Raw genomic sequence first — 18306 nt, forward strand, 5'->3', positions numbered from 1 at the left:
CGGCTATGCCCATTATAGAAGGCCCTGCGCGCCGGCTTGAGGCCGGCGTCGGAAAAGGTCGGCATTTTTGAAAACGATTTTCGTCCTGAACGGCCCCAACCTGAACGCGCTCGGCAAGCGCGAGCCGGGCATCTATGGCGGCAAGACGCTTGCCGCGATCGCCGACGACTGCAAGCAGGCGGGCGCCGCGCTTGGCCTCGAGATTGATTTTCGCCAGTCGAACCATGAGGGCGACCTCGTCGACTGGATCCAGGAAGCCGGCGACAAGGCAGCCGGCATCGTCATCAATCCGGGTGCCTACAGCCACACCTCGATTGCCATTCACGACGCCATCCGCGCTGTCGCGCCGCTGCCCGTCGCCGAAGTTCACCTCTCCAACATCCACGCGCGGGAACCATTCCGCCACGTCTCCATGGTCGCGCCGGTCGCTGTCGGCATGATCTGCGGGTTCGGGCCGCTTGGCTACTCGCTGGCGCTGCAGGCGCTGGCGGCACGCCTATGACCGGCCCACAAACAGAAGGCTCGAAAATGTCGATAAAGAAGACCGGTGTTGACCAGCAACTGATCCGCGATCTGGCGGGCATACTGAACGACACCAATCTCACCGAGATCGAAGTCGAGCTCGGCGACCTGAAGGTGCGCGTATCGCGCCAGGCGCCGGCCGTCCACGCCATCGCCGCACCGCAGGCCGGTTATGCTCCGGCAGCGCAGCAGCCCGCGGCGGGCGCGGCTGCCGCACCAGCAGTGGCCGACCCGTCCAAGAACGCGGTCCCCTCGCCGATGGTCGGCACCGCCTATCTCGCGCCCTCGCCCGACGCCAAGGCCTTCATCGAAGTCGGCCAGAAGGTCAAGGAAGGCCAGACGCTGCTGATCATCGAAGCGATGAAGACGATGAACCAGATCCCTTCGCCGCGCGCCGGCACGGTGACGGCGATCCTGTTCGAGGACGGCCAGCCGGTCGAGTACGGCATGCCGCTCGTCGTGATCGAGTAGAGCGGGCCGGATGTTCCAGAAGATCCTCATCGCCAACCGCGGCGAAATCGCGCTTCGGGTGCTGCGCGCCTGCAAGGAACTCGGCATCCAGACCGTGGTCGTGCATTCGACCGCCGACGCTGACGCCATGCATGTCAGGCTCGCCGACGAAAGCGTGTGCATCGGTCCGCCGCCGTCGCGCGACAGCTATCTCAACATCCACCAGATCGTCGCAGCCTGCGAGATCACCGGCGCCGATGCCGTGCATCCGGGCTATGGCTTCCTGTCGGAAAACGCCAAGTTCGCCGACATTCTCGCCGCCCACAACATCACCTTCATCGGCCCGTCGGGCGACCACATCCGCATCATGGGCGACAAGATCGAGGCCAAGCGCACCGCAAAGCGGCTCGGCATTCCGGTTGTGCCGGGCTCCGACGGCGCCGTCACCGACCAGAAGGAAGCCAGGCGCATTGCCGCCGAGATCGGCTATCCCGTGATCATCAAGGCATCGGCAGGCGGTGGCGGGCGCGGTATGAAGGTCGCCCTTACCGAGGCTGACCTTGAGATCGCCTTGCAGACAGCGAGCACGGAAGCGGGAGCCGCCTTCGGCGACGATGCCGTCTACATCGAGAAATACTTGGAAAAGCCGCGCCACATCGAGGTGCAGGTATTCGGCGACGGCGCCGGCCGCGGCGTGCATTTCGGCGAGCGCGACTGTTCGCTGCAACGCCGCCACCAGAAAGTCTGGGAAGAGGCGCCCTCGCCGGCCCTTAACGCCGAGGAGCGCGCCCGCATCGGCAATATCTGTGCCAAGGCCATCGCCGACCTCGGCTACTCCGGCGCAGGCACCATCGAATTCCTGTACGAGAATGGCGAGTTCTACTTCATCGAGATGAACACGCGGCTGCAGGTCGAGCATCCGGTGACGGAGGCGATCACCGGCATCGATCTCGTGCACGAACAGATCCGCGTCGCCTCCGGCGGCGGGCTTTCAGTGCGCCAGGAGGACATAAAGTTCAACGGCCACGCCATCGAATGCCGCATCAATGCCGAGGATCCGCGTACCTTCACGCCTTCGCCCGGCACGATCACGCATTTCCACACGCCTGGCGGTCTCGGCATTCGCGTCGATTCCGGTGTCTATTCCGGCTACAAGATCCCGCCCTATTATGACAGCCTGATCGGCAAGCTGATCGTGCACGGCCGCAACCGCGTCGAATGCATGATGCGGCTGCGCCGGGCGCTCGACGAATTCGTCGTTGACGGCATCAAAACGACGCTGCCGCTGTTTCGCGACCTGGTCGGCAATGCCGATATCGCCAATGGCGACTACGACATCCACTGGCTGGAAAAGTATCTGGCCAAAGAGGAATAGCGCCCGAATTGCCGCTATGATGCCGCGATGACCCGCCCTTACGCACCCGGCTATCGCATTCCGACCGACCTCTTGCTCAAGGCCTATGCCTCGGGCGTCTTCCCGATGGCGGAGAGCGCTTCCGACCCGGAAGTGTTCTGGGTGCGGCCGGAGACGCGCGGCATCATCCCGCTCGACGGCTTCCACACGCCGAAGAGCCTGCGGAAGACGATCCGCAAGCACCCGTTCGACATCCGCTTCGATTTCGATTTCGAGGCGACGATCGACGGCTGCGCCGAAAAACGCGAGGAGCGCCGCTCGACCTGGATCAACGCGCCGATCCGCGAAGCCTATATCGAACTGCACCGTCTGGGGCACTGCCATTCGGTCGAGGCATGGCGCGAGGAACGGCTGGTCGGCGGCCTCTATGGCGTCTCGCTCGGTCGCGTGTTCTTCGGCGAAAGCATGTTCGCCCGGGAAACCGACGCGTCCAAGACCTGCCTGTATCATCTGGTCGAGCGGCTGAAGGCGCGCGGCTTTGCCCTGCTCGACACGCAATTCACCACTGAGCATCTCAAACGCTTCGGCGCGGTCGACGTGCCGCGCGTCAAATACGAGAAGATGTTGGCCGACGCGCTGAAGGGCGAAGCCGTTTTTTATCCCTGATCGGAGACCGAGCGGCCGAGCCGGCTCGACCGGTGAAAGGGGTCAGCCCTTCGCGGCTTCCATCGGCGTCTGCGAATGGAACATCATCTTCCAGCCGTTGACACGGTGGACATAGCCAGTGCTGACCAGCGCCGCGTAGGGCTCGCCGTTTTCCCGTGTCGCATGAGCCTCATAGGTCAGCATGATAATGTCGCTGCCGGGCTCGATGATACCCTTGAGGTCGATCTGAAGGTCGCGCCAGCGGTTGGGCTTGGTCGCGGTCTTGGCCAGATCGGCATTGTCCATTGCCTGTGCCATCTCAGGAAATGCCACCAGGCATTCTGTGTCGACATTGGCGGCGTAGTAAGCTTCGTCGCCCGTCCAGAACCCCTTTTCGAGTTCGAGCAGGTCGTCTTTGCTGGCCGTTATCCGTTTGCTGTCCGACATCAGAATATCCTCCAAGCGCATAAATGCGTCATCGTCCATGGCCCAACGCATAGTTGCCACCACGGTTCCGGAGGATCAGTTGGTGTTGGTCGCGTCAGGTTCCGTGGGGTCTGGCTGTTCGGCGGCCGGAGCAGCGGCGGGCTTTGGCTTGGACGTGTCGACCTTGGGCGTCTCGGCATTGGCCGCGTCGGGCGGCGGCACATCCGACTTCTGCTTGCAGCCCTTTAGCCAGACGTCATAGACGGCGTGCTCGACGGCGTTTAGGCCGGGGCTCTCGGCGAACATCCAGCCGGTGAAGATGCGGCGGATCTTGCGGTCGAGCGTGATTTCGTCGACTTCGACGAAGGAATCGGTCTTCGGCTCTTCATTCTCCGGCCGCGAATAGCAGATGCGCGGCGTCACCTGCAAAGCGCCGAACTGCACGGTTTCGTCGATGTAGACATCGAAGGTGATGATACGGCCGGTGATCTTGTCGATGCCGGCAAATTCGGCGACCGGATTGGTGATGCGATCGGAGATTGCGGGTGCTGCCGCAGGCGCCTGCGCCGCGGCAAACGCTGTCGGGAACATGGCGATAGCGCCAATTGCCGCCAGTCCGGCCATCGATGTCAGGCTGAAAATGTTCATGCGGAGATACCGGTGGTTTGGGCCCGGGTGATTCTGTCACGCCCAAGGCTATTCGCCGTTGTCATATCAGCAAGCAGCTAAACGCCAATTGTGGCGACAAAGGACCGGCCGGCGGTCAAGAACCAGGCGTCCACGCATCGTAGTCGCCCGTCACCTGCGGACGGTGCTGATTGGTGAGCACGGAACCCTTCGGGCGATAAGCCGCCGGTGTTCCCGTGAGGTTCGGCTCATGCGCCTTTTCCCATTCGCGCGGCCGATAGTCATCGCTTGGCGGCGCCACATCGACGCGGTGATGCATCCAGCCGTGCCAGCCCGGAGGGATCGCCGACGCCTCCGAATAATTGGCGTAGATGACCCAGCGGCGGGTGCGGCCTTCCGAATCGACGCCGCCTTCGTAGTAGACGTTGCCGGCCCCATCCTGGCCGACCTTGTTGCCGTGGCGCCAGGTGTGAAAACGGGTTCCCAGCGTCTGGCGGTTCCACCAGGTGAAAAACTGCAGAAGGAAAGTTTTCATTCAGATCCTCGCGGGGCGCACGGCGGTGCCAGCTTCCTGCTTATGGCGTCAGGACTCCGCGAAGGCAAGGGTTTTGCGGTGCCTGCGGCACTGACGGCATGCCGAAACGCTCAGTGATTGGCCGATCCATTTCGCACCTGCGAACCGACGCTTGCCAAGCCGGCTGTGTGTTCCTAAAGCTCTCATCGTCGGCGCTGCCGCATGACCCCGAAAATCGAAATCGATTTTCGGAAAGGATCATGCGCAAACCAAAGTGCTACAGCGTCCTTTGCGCGTCCACGGGACGCGCGGCGCTGTAGTCAACGCCGGCTGCGGGAGGTGAGGAATGGCCCCAGCTGTCGCCAGGATCAGTGCGGAGACAATACGCGCCCGCAAGGGCGGCGTGCCGGTCGTATGCCTTACCGCTTACACCTATCCCGTCGCCCGCCTGCTCGACGATCATGTCGACCTTCTCCTGGTCGGCGACAGCGTTGCCATGGTGCTGCATGGCCACAAGACCACGCTTGGCGCGTCGCTGGAAATGATGATCGTCCATGGCCAGGCCGTGATGCGCGGCTCGGCAAAGGCCTGCGTGGTGGTCGACATGCCGGCCGGCAGCTACGAGACTTCGGCCGCGCAAGCCCTTGCCTCGGCGCGCCGCATCTCTGAGGAAACCGGCTGCCAGGCGGTGAAGCTGGAAGGCGGCGTCGACGTCGCCCTCCAGATCGCCGCAATCGTCGCGGCCGGCATTCCAGTGATGGGCCATATCGGCTTGCAGCCGCAATCGGTGGAAAAGGACGGTGGCTACAAGATCAAGGGCCGCACGCCGGAGAATGTGGCCGCGCTCATGCGCGACGCCGACGCGGTCGCAAAGGCCGGCGCGTTTTCGCTGGTCATCGAAGGCACGGTCGAGACCGTTGCCGCCGACCTCACCCGGCGCATTGCCATTCCCACCATCGGCATCGGCGCCAGCCGCGATTGCGACGGCCAGATCCTGGTCATCGACGACATGGTCGGCCTGACGGTCGACCGGGTGCCGAAATTCGTCAAGGAATACGCCGATTTGCGCAGCGCGGTCGCCGATGCCGCGGCGCGTTATGCGGCGGAGGTGCGCAGCCGCACCTTCCCCGGGCCGGGCCACGTCTTTTCAGCCGCGAGCGACAAGGACAAGGCATGAACCGGCCCCCCATAAGCCAGCCGCTCGTCGTCGACACCGTGCCCGGCCTTCGCGCGCAGATCCGCGAATGGCGGCGCGAAGGCCTGAGCGTCGCCATGGTGCCGACCATGGGCGCTTTGCATGACGGCCATATCTCGCTGGTCGGGGCCGCGCTCGCAACGGCCGATCGCTGCGTCGTCTCGATCTTCGTCAACCCGGCCCAGTTCGCCCCCACTGAAGATCTCGACAAGTATCCGCGTCAGCTGGCCCGCGATCTCGACCGGCTGACCGAGGCCGGCGCACAGCTTGCCTTCACGCCTACGGTTTCCGAGATGTATCCGGCAGGCTTTGCGACGAAGATTTCGGTCGGCGGCCCGTCTTCTGGCCTGGAATCGGATTTCAGGCCGACCTTCTTCGAGGGCGTCGCCACGGTCGTGGCCAAGCTCTTTCTGCAAGCCCTGCCCGACTACGCCATCTTCGGCGAAAAAGACTACCAGCAGCTTTGCGTCGTCCGAAAGCTCTGCCGCGATCTTGACCTTCCGGTGGAAATCGTCGGCGCGCCAACCGTGCGCGATGCGCATGGCCTGGCAATGTCGTCGCGCAACGCCTATCTCGACGCCGCCGAGCTCGACGTCGCGCGACAGCTCAATGTCATCTTGCGCCAGACGGCGGCAGCGCTCGCGGCCGGTGCCGATGAAAACGGCGTGACCGGTAAAGCCACTGCCGCGCTTCTCGAGGCAGGCTTCGACAGCGTCGACTATGTCGCCGCGCGCGAGAGCCTGACGCTCACCTCGTGGCGGCGTGACGGCGATGGCCGCCTGCTTGCCGCGGCGTGGCTTGGCAGAACCAGGTTGATCGACAATGTGGAAGTTTACTCATTTATTCCCTGAAAAATTCCAATTCCGTTCACTTTGATTTGTATCGCAGAGCGGCCCGAGCGCTCTTAGACAACGGCTCATCAGGTACGTTCTGGCCAGCCCGTAAGCGCTCACGATACACCGAACGCCGCTGTGAGACGTTTCACAGACGTAACCAAGCCGGCTATGTTGTGTGCGACCCCAGGCAGAGACAGTGTGTGACCTGCCACTACGCTGCAATCCTTACGAGGCTCTACGTGTCTGTCCAGGCCAACATAGTCGGTCGCGCCCTGCCGCAGATCGTCGAGGCAATCTACGATTCGATTGTCGATGTCGGCCGTTGGCCATCGACGCTTGAATCAATCTGCAAATTGGCGCTCGGCCGGCTTGCCATGCTGGCGGTCGTCGATACGGCGAGAAACTCGGCCCGGTTTTCGACTTCCTGCGGCGATCCGGTTCTGCTTGAGCCGCTGCAGCGCGACTACGCCTGCGAGGTGCCCTTTTTCAAGGCGGTGCCGAAGATGGAAGTCGACATACCGTTGACCGTCGACAGCGTCTACGCCCTGCAAGGCCCTGACGCCCGCCAGAACTGGCTCGAAAGCCGCATCGTGCGCGAGTGGGTGGAACCCAACCGTCTCGACGATTTCTTCTGGGTAGCGCTGATGAAGCAGCCGGCGCGCACCGGCACGCTGATGGTGGTTACCGACAAGGACAGGCCCCAGATTTCAGCCAGGGATATCGACCTGATGTCCAGGCTCGCCCCCCATGTCCGGCGTGCGGTGACCATCGGCGACCTGTTCGAGGCCGAGCGGCGCAAGGCCGACATCTTTCGCTCGATCCTTGAGAGCCTCGACCATCCAGTGCTGATCGTCGCCGACGATATGCAGATCATTTTCGCCAATCCGGCAGCCGAAGCCCTGCTCACCGAAACCGCCTCAGTGTCCTCGGTGCGCGGCCAGCTGTCCTTCGCTTATGCCAACGCCAACACCGCCATCGGCCGCGCCGTCCAGCTCGGCACGCGCGACGAATTCGCGCTCGGACCGTCCGGCATCAACATTCCGCTGGTGAAGGCCATGTCTCCGGCGGTGGCGCATGTCATGCCTCTGGCGCGACGCGACATTTCGGCCCGCATGTCGCCGCGCGCCGCCGCGGCCATCTTCATTGCCGCCGCCGGCGCCGCATCAGTGCCGGCGCTGGAAGCGATCGCTGCGCTGTTCGGACTGACCGCAGCGGAAAAGCGTGTCGCCGGCCATGTCGCCGCCGGGCTGACACGGCGTGAAATCGCGGCTGCCAGCGGCGTCTCGGACGGCACCGTCAAATCACAGCTGGCAACCATCTTCGACAAGACCGCCACCGGCGACCAGCGAGAGCTGGAACTCCTGATGCGCGAATTGACGCCGCCGCTGCGCTCGGCCTGAAGCCATACTCGGAGCCAATCATCAAATTTTTCAACTATTTGCCGGTACGCAGGCGTAATCCACAATACCAAGCCGGCATCGTTGCAATTCGGCCAAAATCATGGTGCGGTTCTGCTCCGGTCCGGAGACGGTGCATCGTGCACGACCGGACGTGGAAAACCATTTCCTGGGCGGTCCCCGAACTTGATACCGACACGAATTGAACGGCTGCTGCCTTACCTCTTCCTGCTGGCCCTGCTTTGCATCGCGCTCGCTTTCCGTCCGCTACTGCCGGTCGACGAGACGCGTTATCTCAGCGTCGCCTGGGAGATGTATCTCGGTGGACATGTCTTCGTACCGACGATGAACTTTGCGCCCTATCTGCAGAAGCCGCCGCTGTTGTTCTGGCTCATCGATCTCGTCTGGAACATCTTCGGTGTGAGCCGCGCGGCGGCGATGCTCGTCATCTTCGCTGCCTCGTCGCTGGTCATCTGGCTGACGACACTTCTGGCCAAAACCCTGTTTCCCGAGCGCCCGGAAATCGCCAGTCGCATCCCCTGGCTGGTGGCCGGCAGCACCGTCTTTGTCATCTATTCGACCCTGATCCTGTTCGACATGCTTTTGACGGCCTGTGTGGTCGCCGCACTGCTGGCGTTGCTGGGCTTCGCCAGGACCGGCAACCGCTGGCAGGCGGTGCTGGCGGGTCTCTTCATCGGGCTCGGCGTGCTGGCCAAAGGCCCGGTCGTGCTCATTCACATCGGCGCGCCCGTCCTGCTCTATCCCCTCTGGCGTGACCGGCGAGCCGGCCTTGCCCCTTTGCAGTTCTTTGCCGGAGCCGGCCTGGCAATTCTCGCCGCCCTTGCCCCGGTCGCTATATGGCTGGCGCCCGCGACCATCCTGACCAAGGGCAGTTTCGTCTACGATCTCGTCTGGAACCAGTCGGCAGGTCGGGTTACCGGAAGCCTGCACAATTCGCATGGCCGGCCGTTTTACTTTTACCTGATGCTGTTGCCGCTCATGTTCGTGCCCTGGGCCTTTATCCCCCCGGTGTGGCGGCTGAGGCCGGTTGCCCGGATACGCAGCCTGATCGACACCAAATCCCCGGATCTGCGTGCCCTGCGCCTGCTGTCGTTCTCGTTCATTGCGGTGCTGCTGGTCTTCAGCGCCATATCCGGCAAGCAGCCGCACTATGTCGTGCCGGCACTACCGTTCGCGACCATTCTGCTGGGCTATTTCATGGCCGAGATTTCAGTCGCCAGGCTGAGGGCGACGGCCTTTGTCATGCTTGCCCTTTTCGCCATCGGCCACGCCGCCGCCTCTGCGACCGTGTTCAAACGCTACGATCTCACGCAGCTGGCGAGCTTCATCGACGAACGAAAGGACGCCGACTGGGCCGTCGCTTACGACTATCAGGGCGAGGTCGGTTTCCTTGGGCGAATAGAGAAGCCATTCGAGAACGCCGACAAGCCTGAGGAATGGCTCAAGTCTCACCCCGGCGGCTACGTCATCGAAAAGCAATCGAAAGATCCGGGCACATCCGAACAGATCGCCTTCCGGCAGCCGGTGGAACGCGGCTATCTGGTCGTGCTGAAAGGACAGCACTGAGCGTTTCGTCGGGCGCCTATCCCAGCGGTTTCTCGAAGATCAGCGCCGGCAACCCCGAACCGCCGCCGCAATCGGCGGTGCTGCCGACCGGCAAAAATCCCTTCGAACGGTAGAAGGCGATGGCCGGCACGTTGGCCTCTTCCACCTCGACGCGCAACCTGTTCGTCTCGGGAAAGCTGGCTTCGACCTCGTCCAGCAAGGCCTGGCCGATGCCTTGCCGCTGGCAGGCCGGCAGTACATAGAGCTGGTTCAGCAGCACGATCTTCGCATCCGTCGTTGCGGCGGCAAAAGCCATGCCGCCGATACGCTTGCCGTCATCGGCGACCAGGAATTCCGAGTTCGGCCTTGTCAGCCGCGCCTTGAGCGAGGCGATCGAATGCCAGTCGTCGGTAATTTCGATCACCCGCTGGGCGCCATAGATCGCGTCGTAGGTTGCGTGCCAGGTTTCGACCAGCAGCGCGCGGACAGCGGCAAGGTCACGTTCGCTGGCGGTGCGGACGAACATTGTTCTATTCGATACCGAGCTTGGCCTTGACCAGATCGTTGACCGCCTGCGGGTTGGCCTTGCCGCCGGTGGCTTTCATCACCTGGCCGACGAACCAGCCGGCCATGGTCGGCTTGGCGCGAGCCTGCTCGACCTTGTCGGGGTTGGCGGCGATCACCTCGTCGACCGCTTTCTCGATGGCGCCGGTGTCGGTGACCTGCTTCATGCCGCGGCTTTCGACCAACTGGCGCGGATCGCCGCCCTCGTTCCAGACGATCTCGAACAGATCCTTGGCGATCTTGCCGGAGATGGTGCCTTCCTTGATCAGGTCGATCACGGCACCGAGCTGCTCCGGTGTTACAGGAGCATTTTCAATGCCCTTGCCGGCCTTGTTAAGCTGGCCGAGCAGGTCATTGATGACCCAGTTGGCGGCAAGCTTGCCGTCGCGGCCCGAGGCCACCTGCTCGAAATAGTCGGCGATCGGCTTTTCCGACACCAGGATCGAGGCGTCGTATGTCGACAGGCCAAGTGAGGAGATCAGGCGCGCCTTCTTGTCGTCGGGCAGTTCCGGCAACTCCTTGGCCAGCGCGTCGACATAGGCCTGGTCGAACTCCAGCGGCAAAAGGTCGGGATCGGGGAAGTAGCGGTAGTCATGCGCCTCTTCCTTGCTGCGCATCGAGCGCGTCTCGCCTTTGACGGCGTCGAACAGCCTGGTTTCCTGGTCGATCTTGCCGCCATCCTCGAGGATGGCGATCTGGCGGCGCGCCTCGAACTCGATGGCCTGGCCGATGAAGCGGATCGAGTTGACGTTCTTGATCTCACAGCGCGTACCGAATTCGCCGCCGGGCTTGCGAACGGAGACGTTGACGTCGGCGCGCATCGAACCTTCGTCCATGTTGCCGTCGCAAGTGCCGAGATAGCGCACGATGGTGCGCAGCTTGGTGACATACGCCTTGGCCTCGTCGGCGGAGCGCATGTCGGGCTTGGAGACAATCTCCATCAGCGCCACGCCGGAGCGGTTGAGATCGACATAGGACATGGTGGGATGCTGATCGTGCATCGACTTGCCGGCGTCCTGCTCCAGGTGCAGGCGCTCGATGCCGATCTCGATATCCTCGAACTCGCCCTGCCGGTCGGGACCGACCGAAATGACGATCGTGCCTTCGCCAACGATCGGCTGCTTGAACTGCGATATCTGGTAGCCCTGCGGCAGGTCGGGATAGAAATAGTTTTTCCGGTCGAAAACCGACTTGTGGTTGATCTGCGCCTTCAATCCGAGGCCGGTGCGGATCGCCTGCTTGACGCATTCCTCATTGATGACCGGCAGCATGCCGGGCATGGCCGCGTCGACCAGGCTGACATTGGCGTTGGGCGCCGCGCCGAAAGTCGTCGACGCCCCGGAAAACAGCTTTGCTTCCGAGGTTACCTGCGCATGGACCTCGAGGCCGATGATGATCTCCCAATCGCCGGTAGCGCCGGGAATAAAACGTTTGGCATCGGGCGTGCGGGTATCGATAAGGGTCATGGTGGCCTGCGCTTTTGGCTCGCGAAAACTGCGATTTTCGCGAATTTGGGTATCGGTCTTCGCTAGTGCAAACCGCTTCGCGAGACAAGCGCCCAAAGCAGCGCAGAGCAGTGGGCTGGCCTTTTCAGCCCCTTTCGGCCGCTCGGCAACCGATAGAATGAACGCCGCCGGCCGGTATTCGGACGGCGGTTTCTTCGTCAGGTCAGGCCGTTGCGATATAGGCCCTGATTTCGTCGGCCTCGCGCTCGACATCCTCGATGCGGCGCTTGACCACGTCGCCGATCGACACGATCCCGTCGAGCAGCCCATCCTTTTCCACCGGCAGATGGCGGAAACGGCCTTTGGTCATGATCTCCATCACCTCGTTGACCGTGTGGTTCTCGTTGCAGATCTTCACTTTCGGCGTCATCGCCGAGCGTACCGTTATATCAAGTGCGGCAGCGCCTTCCCTGGCAACGACCCGCACGATGTCACGCTCGGAAAGGATGCCGACGATCTTGCGATCGCCGTTGGTGATGACCAGTGCACCGATCTTGTGGTCGGCCAGGATTCGAATGGCTTCGCTGAGCTTTACATTCGGCCCGAGCGTGAACACGTCATGGCCTTTTCTCTCGAGAATTGCCTTAACCGTCATGGCGTCCTCCTCCTCCTGCTTGGCTAGCCAGCTCCCGCCCTGACCGGCTTCACATAAGAGTGAACATCGTGCGCCGTGATCGGTTGCTTTTCAAGTGTGCCAGTGGGGTGTGCCAGTGGGGTGCGCCAATAGAGTGCGCTAGTGGGGGGTGCGCTGGTCGTCGGGGATCTCCCATTCAGGCGCCCGCCAGCGCCGGTCGAACCAGCGCAATCCGAAGAAGCCTGCGACGAGGCCGCCAATGTGCGCTTCCCAGGCGATCTGGCCGGGTTCTCCGAGCCCGAGACCGTAAAGGCCGGTGGCGAGATTGATGACCATCCAGGCGCCGAGAAAATTGACGACGCCGCGCATGCGCAAAACGACTGCGATCGGCAGCACGGGACCGGCAAAGGCCGCCCTGCCGGAGGAGCGGTCGGTACGGAACCCGAAGCGAGCCGCCGCACCCATCATGCCCGATATCGCCCCGGAAGCGCCGACCAGCGGTGCTTCGCCGTATGGATGGACCGCCCAGAACAGCACCACCGCGGCCAGCCCGGTGGCGGCGAAAAACAAGGCGAACCAGAACCAGCCGAGACGGTTGGCCAGCGGCGACCCGAAGGCGGCCAGCGCAACCATGTTGATGGCAATGTGGGCAACGCCACCATGCATGAAGGCATAGGTGAAAGGACGGGTGAAAAGGAACCAGTCGAAACCGTATTGGCCGGTGTAGAGGACCGGAATGAAGGCGCCGTCGGTGAGCAATGTTATCTGCTGCTCTTCGGTCAGCACATATTGCTGCAGCAGGAAGACGGCAACGCAGATGCCGATCACCGCCAGCACCGCCGGTGGCAGGTTGAACACCGGCTCGCGGCGCGGCGGCGGCGCCTCCGCGGTCTGTTCGGTCTCCAAGGGGCCGGCCGGTTCGCTCATATGCTCTGATCCAGGGATTTGCGTGTCGTCGCGAGCATCTAGGCCATGCCCGGACAAATCACAAACTACGAATCACAACCGCGAATCACCAGGGGCGCGAATCAAAAAGAAGCCGTCCAAGGTTTCCCTTGAACGGCTGGTCGAGCCCCCTGCTCCCCTAAAACTATTGACCGAAGTGCTGTTGGTCGTCGCGAAACGACCGCTTCTGGAGTGGTTTTGGTGTGCCATGGCGAGCCTGTGCGCGCAACGTAAACCACTTGTTAACCTTAACGTCCCCGACCCGTGAACAAGTCTTAACGACGCTGGCACGCATCCTGCTCCGGAACGCATGTAGGTCATCGGAGGGCGCCCTTTCTGTTCACCGATGGGACCATCAGACGGCAGAATGCGCGGAGTTTCATAGCATGAACCAGAACGGATCAATCGCGCTGTTCCATTATTGGAATCGCCTGCGTGGTGGACGTCCTGCCCCAAAGCGTTCGGAGGTCGAACCGGCCGACATCAAGGCGCTTTTGGCCGACACCTTCATCCTGGAAAGGGATACGCGCGGCGAAGCGGTGTTCCGGCTTGCCGGCACCAGGCTTTGCGCCGGCTACGGCCGCGAGCTCAAGGGGTTTTCGTTCCCCTCGCTATGGCGTGAGAAGGACCAGCGGCTGGTGTCGCGCCTCATTCACGGCGTTTTCGAGCAGAAATCCGTGGTGTCGATCACTTATGAGGGATTCAGCCGCAACGGCCGTTCCAACCACTTCGAACTGCTTGCGCTGCCGCTCGATGGCGGCGTCGAGAACCCGCGCTGCCTCGGCGTCATCAGCGCCGTGGAAAAGCCGTTCTGGCTGGGCGCCGACCCGATCACCGACGCGCTGATCGATGCCATCCGCGTCATCGATCCCGACAAGGACCCGATGTTCCTGAAAAACCGGCCGGAAATATCCGTTCCGTCGTTGGCTCCCGAACTCGAAGCGCCGGAGACCATCTCGGCGCTCGGTCGGTCGCGCCGTATCCGCCACCTCGTCGTGTTCGACGGCGGGCGCGAGCAATAGTCTCCAAGCCGGCGCTAATCTTAACTATCGGGGGCCCACTTTTCCCCTTTGTTAACCTGCTTGGCTGTAGTTTTTGCCGAGATTCCACGCACGACGCGGGAATGCCAACGGGGTGTAGGCAGTCATGAGGTCAGCGGCGGTCGAATACGCACCGTCCCGCGCCGAAAGGCGTAATTTTCAGCGCGTCCGGGTCAAGATCTACGGGCGCTTCATGCTGGAGGACCGCACCGAGCACCCCTGCCAGGTCGTCGATATGTCGCCGGGCAATGTCGCGTTGCGCACCGAGCGCGTCGGCATGCCGGGCGAAAAAATCATTGCCTATATCGATCATATCGGCCGCATCGAGGGCGTGGTGACGCGCACCTCGCAGGACGGCTTCGCCATGACCGTCATTGCTTCGGATCGCAAGAAGGACAAGCTTGCCGCGCAGTTGACCTGGCTCGCCAACAAGCATGAACTCGACCTGCCGGAAGACCGCCGCCACGAACGCGTGGCGCCGCGCAATCCGACAAGCGTGCTGCAGCTCACCGACGGGCGCCAGTATCAGTGCCGCATCATCGACCTGTCGCTGTCGGGCGCGGCGGTCGAGATCGACGTCAAGCCGGCGCTCGGCATCCAGGTGATGCTGGGCACCATGCGTGGCCAGGTGGTGCGTCATTTCGAGGATGGCGTCGCCATCGAATTCGCCGTCATCCAGCGCCCGGAAACGCTCGATTCCGAGTTCAACGCCCCGCGCGCCTGAACGATCGGCAACAGGCAGCAAAAACGAACCGGCCCTGCGCGGCCGGTTTTTTGTTGCCGGCGTTCCGCCTGCCTCTCCAGCTTGTAGCGGCACGCAGCAAATCCACGGCTCCACCCGGAAATCCGCGCCCCGACACCGCGCTTTTACGCCGAGACCTGAACGATTTTATTTTAAAATAGGTCAAATTTTACGCGTATTCTATTGAGCTTTTACTCAATGTCTACTTCGGGTTTTTGCGTCAAATAAATCCAGCGCTGTCATTGTCTCCTCAAACGGGGAGACTGACCAATGGCGAAGATTTGGGGCAAGCTGTTGCTCTTGGCAATGGCGATGCAGCTTTCCGCTTGGGGAACGGCGCAAGCAGCAGGACCGGCCTACATGCACACTGGCGGCCGCACGACACAGCCGGTCGGTCACTACGAATTCTGCCAGAAGCTGCCGCAGGAGTGCGCTCAGCGCACGCCGAAGCAGGCACCGGTCGAACTGACCCGCAAGCTGTGGGCGGCGATCGTCGACGTCAACAATTCGGTCAACACCCGGATCGTGCCGCGCACCGATATGGAAATGTGGGGTAAGGAAGAGGTCTGGTCCTATCCCGACAGCGGCTTCGGCGACTGCGAGGACTATGCGCTGGAGAAGCGCCGCGAATTGATGGCGCTCGGCGTTCCCGCCGGCAATCTCTTGATGACCGTGGCGCGCCAACAAAATGGCGACGGCCATGCGGTGCTGACCGTGCGCACCAGCCTCGGCGAGTTCATCCTCGACAATCTGGAGTCCAAGGTGCTGTCCTGGACCGACACCGACTATACATACCTGAAGCGCCAGTCCGACCAGAATTCCGGCGTGTGGGTGACGATCAATGACGGTCGCGCCGACGCGGTTGCCAGCGTCCGCTAGGACGCCATCACAGAGGTCAAGCACATCGAATAATGCGACGTGCCTAACGAGAAAGCCCGGTCGAGTCCCCACCCTCCCCGTCCCCAACGACCGGGTTTTAAGGAGCCGGCCCCGTCCCGGGCCGGCTCCACCATTTCTGGAGGATGGCTAGAAGATCAGCCAAGCTCCCGAAGCTGGCACAGGCCAGCTATTGAGCTGCTAGGGGCTTGTCCACGAGTTTCTCAACCAGCCGCTTGAGTTCGGAAGGTGTAGTGTGGCCACCGACGATCTCGTGGTAACTGATACCCGCTATTCGCAAGGCTTCCCTCTTAACCGCATCACGCGCCGCAGCCGAACCCTGATGATGCGCGTGACCTTGGTATTCCAAGGCATGTCGAGGCAAACAATTCTCGTCCACAAGGAGGAGGTCAACGCGTTTCGAGTTGATACAGCTGTAGGCGTCCGCGTCCTTGCTGCGCAGGATCTCCCCCAAAGACACTTGTGCCATAACCTGCCATGCTGGATTACAGCCAATAACCATACGGTCGAGTTCCTTGAAGACGCGCGCTTCACTCTTGTTGAGAAGCGGTTGAACGGTGAAGTTCGCATCCATGACAATTCGCAACTGGTCAGCTGGATCAATTGGTTTCGGTGGCGCGGAAACAGGCTTCGAGGCGGTCCACAGGCCACTAAGGATGTCACCACTACTGCGCTCTCTCGCCCACCGCCAGCGGTTTCTCTTCCTCCATGCCTGCCTTCGAATTCTTGACACGAAACGCTCTAGGGCCATGCCAGCGAAAACGCCCGCAAGGAAAATAGCGGTTGGCAGAAGAGGTTTCGCGATTAGCTCAACGTAATCCGGTGGCATGCAAGTAAGCTACCTCCACGACTAGATTATTCATTGACGGCCTAGTTCCAGTTGCAACAATAAGCGGCCAAGGGGCAGCGATGTCAATTTTGGGTAGTGGGGTCAGTTTGAACTTGTCGCTGCGCTTTTTGCCGGGCACGGTTCTTTTGTAGGCCGCGATGTTGATTGCAATGGAAGCAAGCGGCTGCAAGGTTGCTCAGATCGTCAGAGCCGCCGTCCATTCGAGCTTTCTTGTGTTCAATGGTGAAACGGGTCGAGCCGCTCTTCGTGAACTGGCGCTTGCAATAGCAACATTTCCCGCCTTGGCTCTTAGCCAAATGTCGGCGCACCCACGCACGATACTGAAGGTTTCTTAGATCCGTCATATCCCCCCGCAACAGGGAACTATGGCAGCGGCCAAACGTCAATCCGTCTCTTGTAAGGGACCGTGCACAGTCGACACCTCCCTATCGCCCCCGCCAAGCGCATCTAACGACCGCCTTTCCACGCAGGAGATCGAGGCACTATAGGCCGTTAGTTTCGCCTTCTGGATCGCGGCGATGTTGGAAATCCCCGAAGATCACTGCGAGCGCCATCGCCTGTTCGAGGCGATCGACGGTGCCTTCAAGACCGGCGATTTCGCGGGGCTCGGCGTGGCATTGCGGCACGCCCCGCTGGTTCGACGAGCACATGCCGTTCGAGATCGGCCTCGGGCACCCGCTGGAGTATGCGATCTATTGAAGCCCCGTCGGGTTCATCTTGACCTTGCTCGATGCCGGTCGAATCCGAATTATCCGGATCATGGCGGGTTTCCGGCAATCATTGCTGCTCTGTCCACCGACCGAACCGACAGACTGGAAATCGCCCAGGTGCTGGTCAACGGTGGCGCCGACCCCGACATGCGGGGCGTGAACGACTGGACGCCGCTTCACTATGCTGTGGCCATCCGCAGTGTCGATGCGATCCGCCTGCTTTTGGCGGTGGGTGCCGACCCGGCACTCGAAACCCGCATTGATGACTATACGACAGCCCTCAAGGAAGCCGACAATGCCGGCTTTGAGGACGGCGCTTCATTGTTGCGCGATGCGATGGCCGGGCGCGGCTCCGACGGACAGTGAGTTGGGCGCAATGAACCGTCGGGACAAGATTGGCCGGCTGGCCTTACGTCTCTTTCAGCCCCGCCTTGAAGCGCTTGCCGTTCGCGACGTAGTGCGCGGCCGAGGCGCGCAGCCTGGCGACCGCGGCGTCGTCCAGCGTCCTGATCACCCGCGCGGGCGAGCCGACGATCAGGCAATTGTCGGGGAACTCCTTGCCTTCGGTGACCAGCGCGCCGGCGCCGACCAGGCAATTCTTGCCGATCCTGGCGCCGTTGAGGACTATGACGCCCATGCCGATCAGGCTGTTGTCGCCGATCGTGCAGCCATGCAGCAAGGCGCGGTGGCCGATCGTGCAGCCCTGCCCGATCGTCAGGGAAAAACCGGGATCGGTGTGCATCACCGTGTGTTCCTGGACATTGCTGTCGGCGCCGATGATGATCGCCTCGTTGTCGCCGCGGATGACCACGCCAAACCAGAAGCCGGCATTGCGGCCGACGCTGATGTCGCCGATCAACGTCGCATCGGGCGCGATCCAGTTGCTGTCGGCATCCTCGAAACGGGGCGCTTTTCCGTCGATTGCGTAGGTCGGCATTTGCAGTCTC

Annotated in this window: 23 protein-coding genes; 13 read left to right on the forward strand and 10 right to left on the reverse strand. The window is 62.1% G+C overall.

All coding sequences use genetic code 11. The annotated features are described in order from the left end of the window. The first annotated feature begins 67 nt into the window (after positions 1 to 67). From aroQ to aat, 4 genes are read left to right on the forward strand one after another with little or no spacing between them, the layout of a single operon-like run. Complete coding sequence (gene aroQ, locus NLY44_RS08895) at positions 68 to 502, forward strand: type II 3-dehydroquinate dehydratase (protein WP_023667485.1); 435 nt, start codon at positions 68 to 70, stop codon at positions 500 to 502. A 26-nt stretch (positions 503 to 528) separates the two neighbouring features. Continuing rightward, a complete protein-coding gene (gene accB, locus NLY44_RS08900; RefSeq protein ID WP_023681496.1) occupies positions 529 to 993 on the forward strand; it encodes an acetyl-CoA carboxylase biotin carboxyl carrier protein in 465 nt (154 codons plus the stop codon). A gap of 10 nt (positions 994 to 1003) precedes the next feature. Beyond that, positions 1004 to 2347, forward strand: coding sequence for an acetyl-CoA carboxylase biotin carboxylase subunit (gene accC / locus NLY44_RS08905; RefSeq protein ID WP_023681497.1), 1344 nt, complete (start codon positions 1004 to 1006; stop codon positions 2345 to 2347). Between the two features lie 27 nt (positions 2348 to 2374). Continuing rightward, positions 2375 to 2992 (forward strand): leucyl/phenylalanyl-tRNA--protein transferase, encoded by a 618-nt coding sequence (aat, locus tag NLY44_RS08910; RefSeq protein WP_023681498.1) that lies wholly within the window; start codon positions 2375 to 2377, stop codon positions 2990 to 2992. Between the two features lie 42 nt (positions 2993 to 3034). Here aat and NLY44_RS08915 read toward each other — a convergent pair whose 3' ends face one another. The 3 genes from NLY44_RS08915 to NLY44_RS08925 form a co-directional block, all read right to left on the reverse strand. Then, complete coding sequence (locus NLY44_RS08915; RefSeq protein ID WP_023702474.1) at positions 3035 to 3418, reverse strand: hypothetical protein; 384 nt, start codon at positions 3416 to 3418, stop codon at positions 3035 to 3037. A 75-nt stretch (positions 3419 to 3493) separates the two neighbouring features. Then, entirely contained in the window at positions 3494 to 4045 is a 552-nt protein-coding gene (locus NLY44_RS08920; protein ID WP_023667490.1) for a DUF2155 domain-containing protein, read from the reverse strand. 115 nt (positions 4046 to 4160) lie between these two features. Beyond that, the gene (locus NLY44_RS08925; protein ID WP_023667491.1) at positions 4161 to 4559 is read right to left on the reverse strand and encodes an NADH:ubiquinone oxidoreductase subunit NDUFA12; all 399 of its coding nucleotides are present in this window, start codon (positions 4557 to 4559) and stop codon (positions 4161 to 4163) included. Between the two features lie 325 nt (positions 4560 to 4884). Between NLY44_RS08925 and panB the strand changes: the two genes are divergently transcribed. From panB to NLY44_RS08945, 4 genes are all read left to right on the forward strand, one after another. After that, positions 4885 to 5715, forward strand: a complete 831-nt coding sequence (gene panB, locus NLY44_RS08930; RefSeq protein ID WP_023702475.1) for a 3-methyl-2-oxobutanoate hydroxymethyltransferase — start codon at positions 4885 to 4887, stop codon at positions 5713 to 5715. An 11-nt stretch (positions 5716 to 5726) separates the two neighbouring features. Next, on the forward strand, positions 5727 to 6584 hold the full coding sequence (gene panC, locus NLY44_RS08935) for a pantoate--beta-alanine ligase (protein ID WP_023706622.1): 858 nt from the start codon (positions 5727 to 5729) through the stop codon (positions 6582 to 6584). A 224-nt stretch (positions 6585 to 6808) separates the two neighbouring features. Continuing rightward, positions 6809 to 7969, forward strand: a complete 1161-nt coding sequence (locus tag NLY44_RS08940; protein WP_023738939.1) for a helix-turn-helix transcriptional regulator — start codon at positions 6809 to 6811, stop codon at positions 7967 to 7969. A gap of 183 nt (positions 7970 to 8152) precedes the next feature. After that, on the forward strand, positions 8153 to 9553 hold the full coding sequence (locus NLY44_RS08945) for an ArnT family glycosyltransferase (protein WP_050588894.1): 1401 nt from the start codon (positions 8153 to 8155) through the stop codon (positions 9551 to 9553). A gap of 16 nt (positions 9554 to 9569) precedes the next feature. Here the strand turns inward: NLY44_RS08945 and NLY44_RS08950 are convergent, their stop codons facing one another. The 4 genes from NLY44_RS08950 to NLY44_RS08965 form a co-directional block, all read right to left on the reverse strand. Further along, positions 9570 to 10058 (reverse strand): GNAT family N-acetyltransferase, encoded by a 489-nt coding sequence (locus NLY44_RS08950; protein ID WP_023738941.1) that lies wholly within the window; start codon positions 10056 to 10058, stop codon positions 9570 to 9572. Between the two features lie 4 nt (positions 10059 to 10062). Then, positions 10063 to 11562, reverse strand: coding sequence for an Asp-tRNA(Asn)/Glu-tRNA(Gln) amidotransferase subunit GatB (gene gatB / locus NLY44_RS08955; RefSeq protein WP_023688375.1), 1500 nt, complete (start codon positions 11560 to 11562; stop codon positions 10063 to 10065). A gap of 202 nt (positions 11563 to 11764) precedes the next feature. Next, a complete protein-coding gene (locus tag NLY44_RS08960; RefSeq protein WP_023667498.1) occupies positions 11765 to 12196 on the reverse strand; it encodes a CBS domain-containing protein in 432 nt (143 codons plus the stop codon). Positions 12197 to 12334: 138 nt separating this feature from the next. After that, complete coding sequence (locus tag NLY44_RS08965; RefSeq protein WP_023706620.1) at positions 12335 to 13102, reverse strand: rhomboid family intramembrane serine protease; 768 nt, start codon at positions 13100 to 13102, stop codon at positions 12335 to 12337. Positions 13103 to 13506: 404 nt separating this feature from the next. Between NLY44_RS08965 and NLY44_RS08970 the strand changes: the two genes are divergently transcribed. From NLY44_RS08970 to NLY44_RS08980, 3 genes are all read left to right on the forward strand, one after another. Further along, on the forward strand, positions 13507 to 14142 hold the full coding sequence (locus NLY44_RS08970; protein ID WP_023695380.1) for a PAS domain-containing protein: 636 nt from the start codon (positions 13507 to 13509) through the stop codon (positions 14140 to 14142). Positions 14143 to 14266: 124 nt separating this feature from the next. After that, a complete protein-coding gene (locus tag NLY44_RS08975; RefSeq protein ID WP_023667501.1) occupies positions 14267 to 14884 on the forward strand; it encodes a PilZ domain-containing protein in 618 nt (205 codons plus the stop codon). A 288-nt stretch (positions 14885 to 15172) separates the two neighbouring features. Continuing rightward, a complete protein-coding gene (locus NLY44_RS08980) occupies positions 15173 to 15781 on the forward strand; it encodes a transglutaminase-like cysteine peptidase (RefSeq protein ID WP_023681509.1) in 609 nt (202 codons plus the stop codon). A 187-nt stretch (positions 15782 to 15968) separates the two neighbouring features. Here the strand turns inward: NLY44_RS08980 and NLY44_RS08985 are convergent, their stop codons facing one another. Together NLY44_RS08985 and NLY44_RS32935 are read right to left on the reverse strand one after the other, a co-directional pair. Then, positions 15969 to 16628 carry a DUF2726 domain-containing protein gene (locus NLY44_RS08985; protein ID WP_050587444.1) on the reverse strand — a complete coding sequence of 220 codons (660 nt, stop codon included), beginning with the start codon at positions 16626 to 16628 and terminating at the stop codon, positions 15969 to 15971. 83 nt (positions 16629 to 16711) lie between these two features. Continuing rightward, positions 16712 to 16993 carry an HNH endonuclease gene (locus NLY44_RS32935; RefSeq protein WP_032905114.1) on the reverse strand — a complete coding sequence of 94 codons (282 nt, stop codon included), beginning with the start codon at positions 16991 to 16993 and terminating at the stop codon, positions 16712 to 16714. A 232-nt stretch (positions 16994 to 17225) separates the two neighbouring features. Between NLY44_RS32935 and NLY44_RS08990 the strand changes: the two genes are divergently transcribed. Further along, entirely contained in the window at positions 17226 to 17348 is a 123-nt protein-coding gene (locus NLY44_RS08990; protein WP_286457937.1) for a hypothetical protein, read from the forward strand. Continuing rightward, positions 17345 to 17725: an ankyrin repeat domain-containing protein gene (locus tag NLY44_RS08995; protein WP_286457733.1), complete on the forward strand. Its 381-nt coding sequence runs from the start codon at positions 17345 to 17347 to the stop codon at positions 17723 to 17725. Before NLY44_RS08990 ends, NLY44_RS08995 begins: the two co-directional genes overlap by 4 nt. Positions 17726 to 17768: 43 nt before the next feature. On the opposite strand, the gene NLY44_RS09000 is transcribed toward NLY44_RS08995, so the two are convergent. Then, positions 17769 to 18296, reverse strand: a complete 528-nt coding sequence (locus tag NLY44_RS09000) for a gamma carbonic anhydrase family protein (RefSeq protein WP_023805264.1) — start codon at positions 18294 to 18296, stop codon at positions 17769 to 17771. Between the last annotated feature and the right edge of the window lie 10 nt (positions 18297 to 18306).

Origin of the sequence: Mesorhizobium sp. C089B, assembly GCF_030323125.1 — a bacterium.
Taxonomy (GTDB): domain Bacteria; phylum Pseudomonadota; class Alphaproteobacteria; order Rhizobiales; family Rhizobiaceae; genus Mesorhizobium.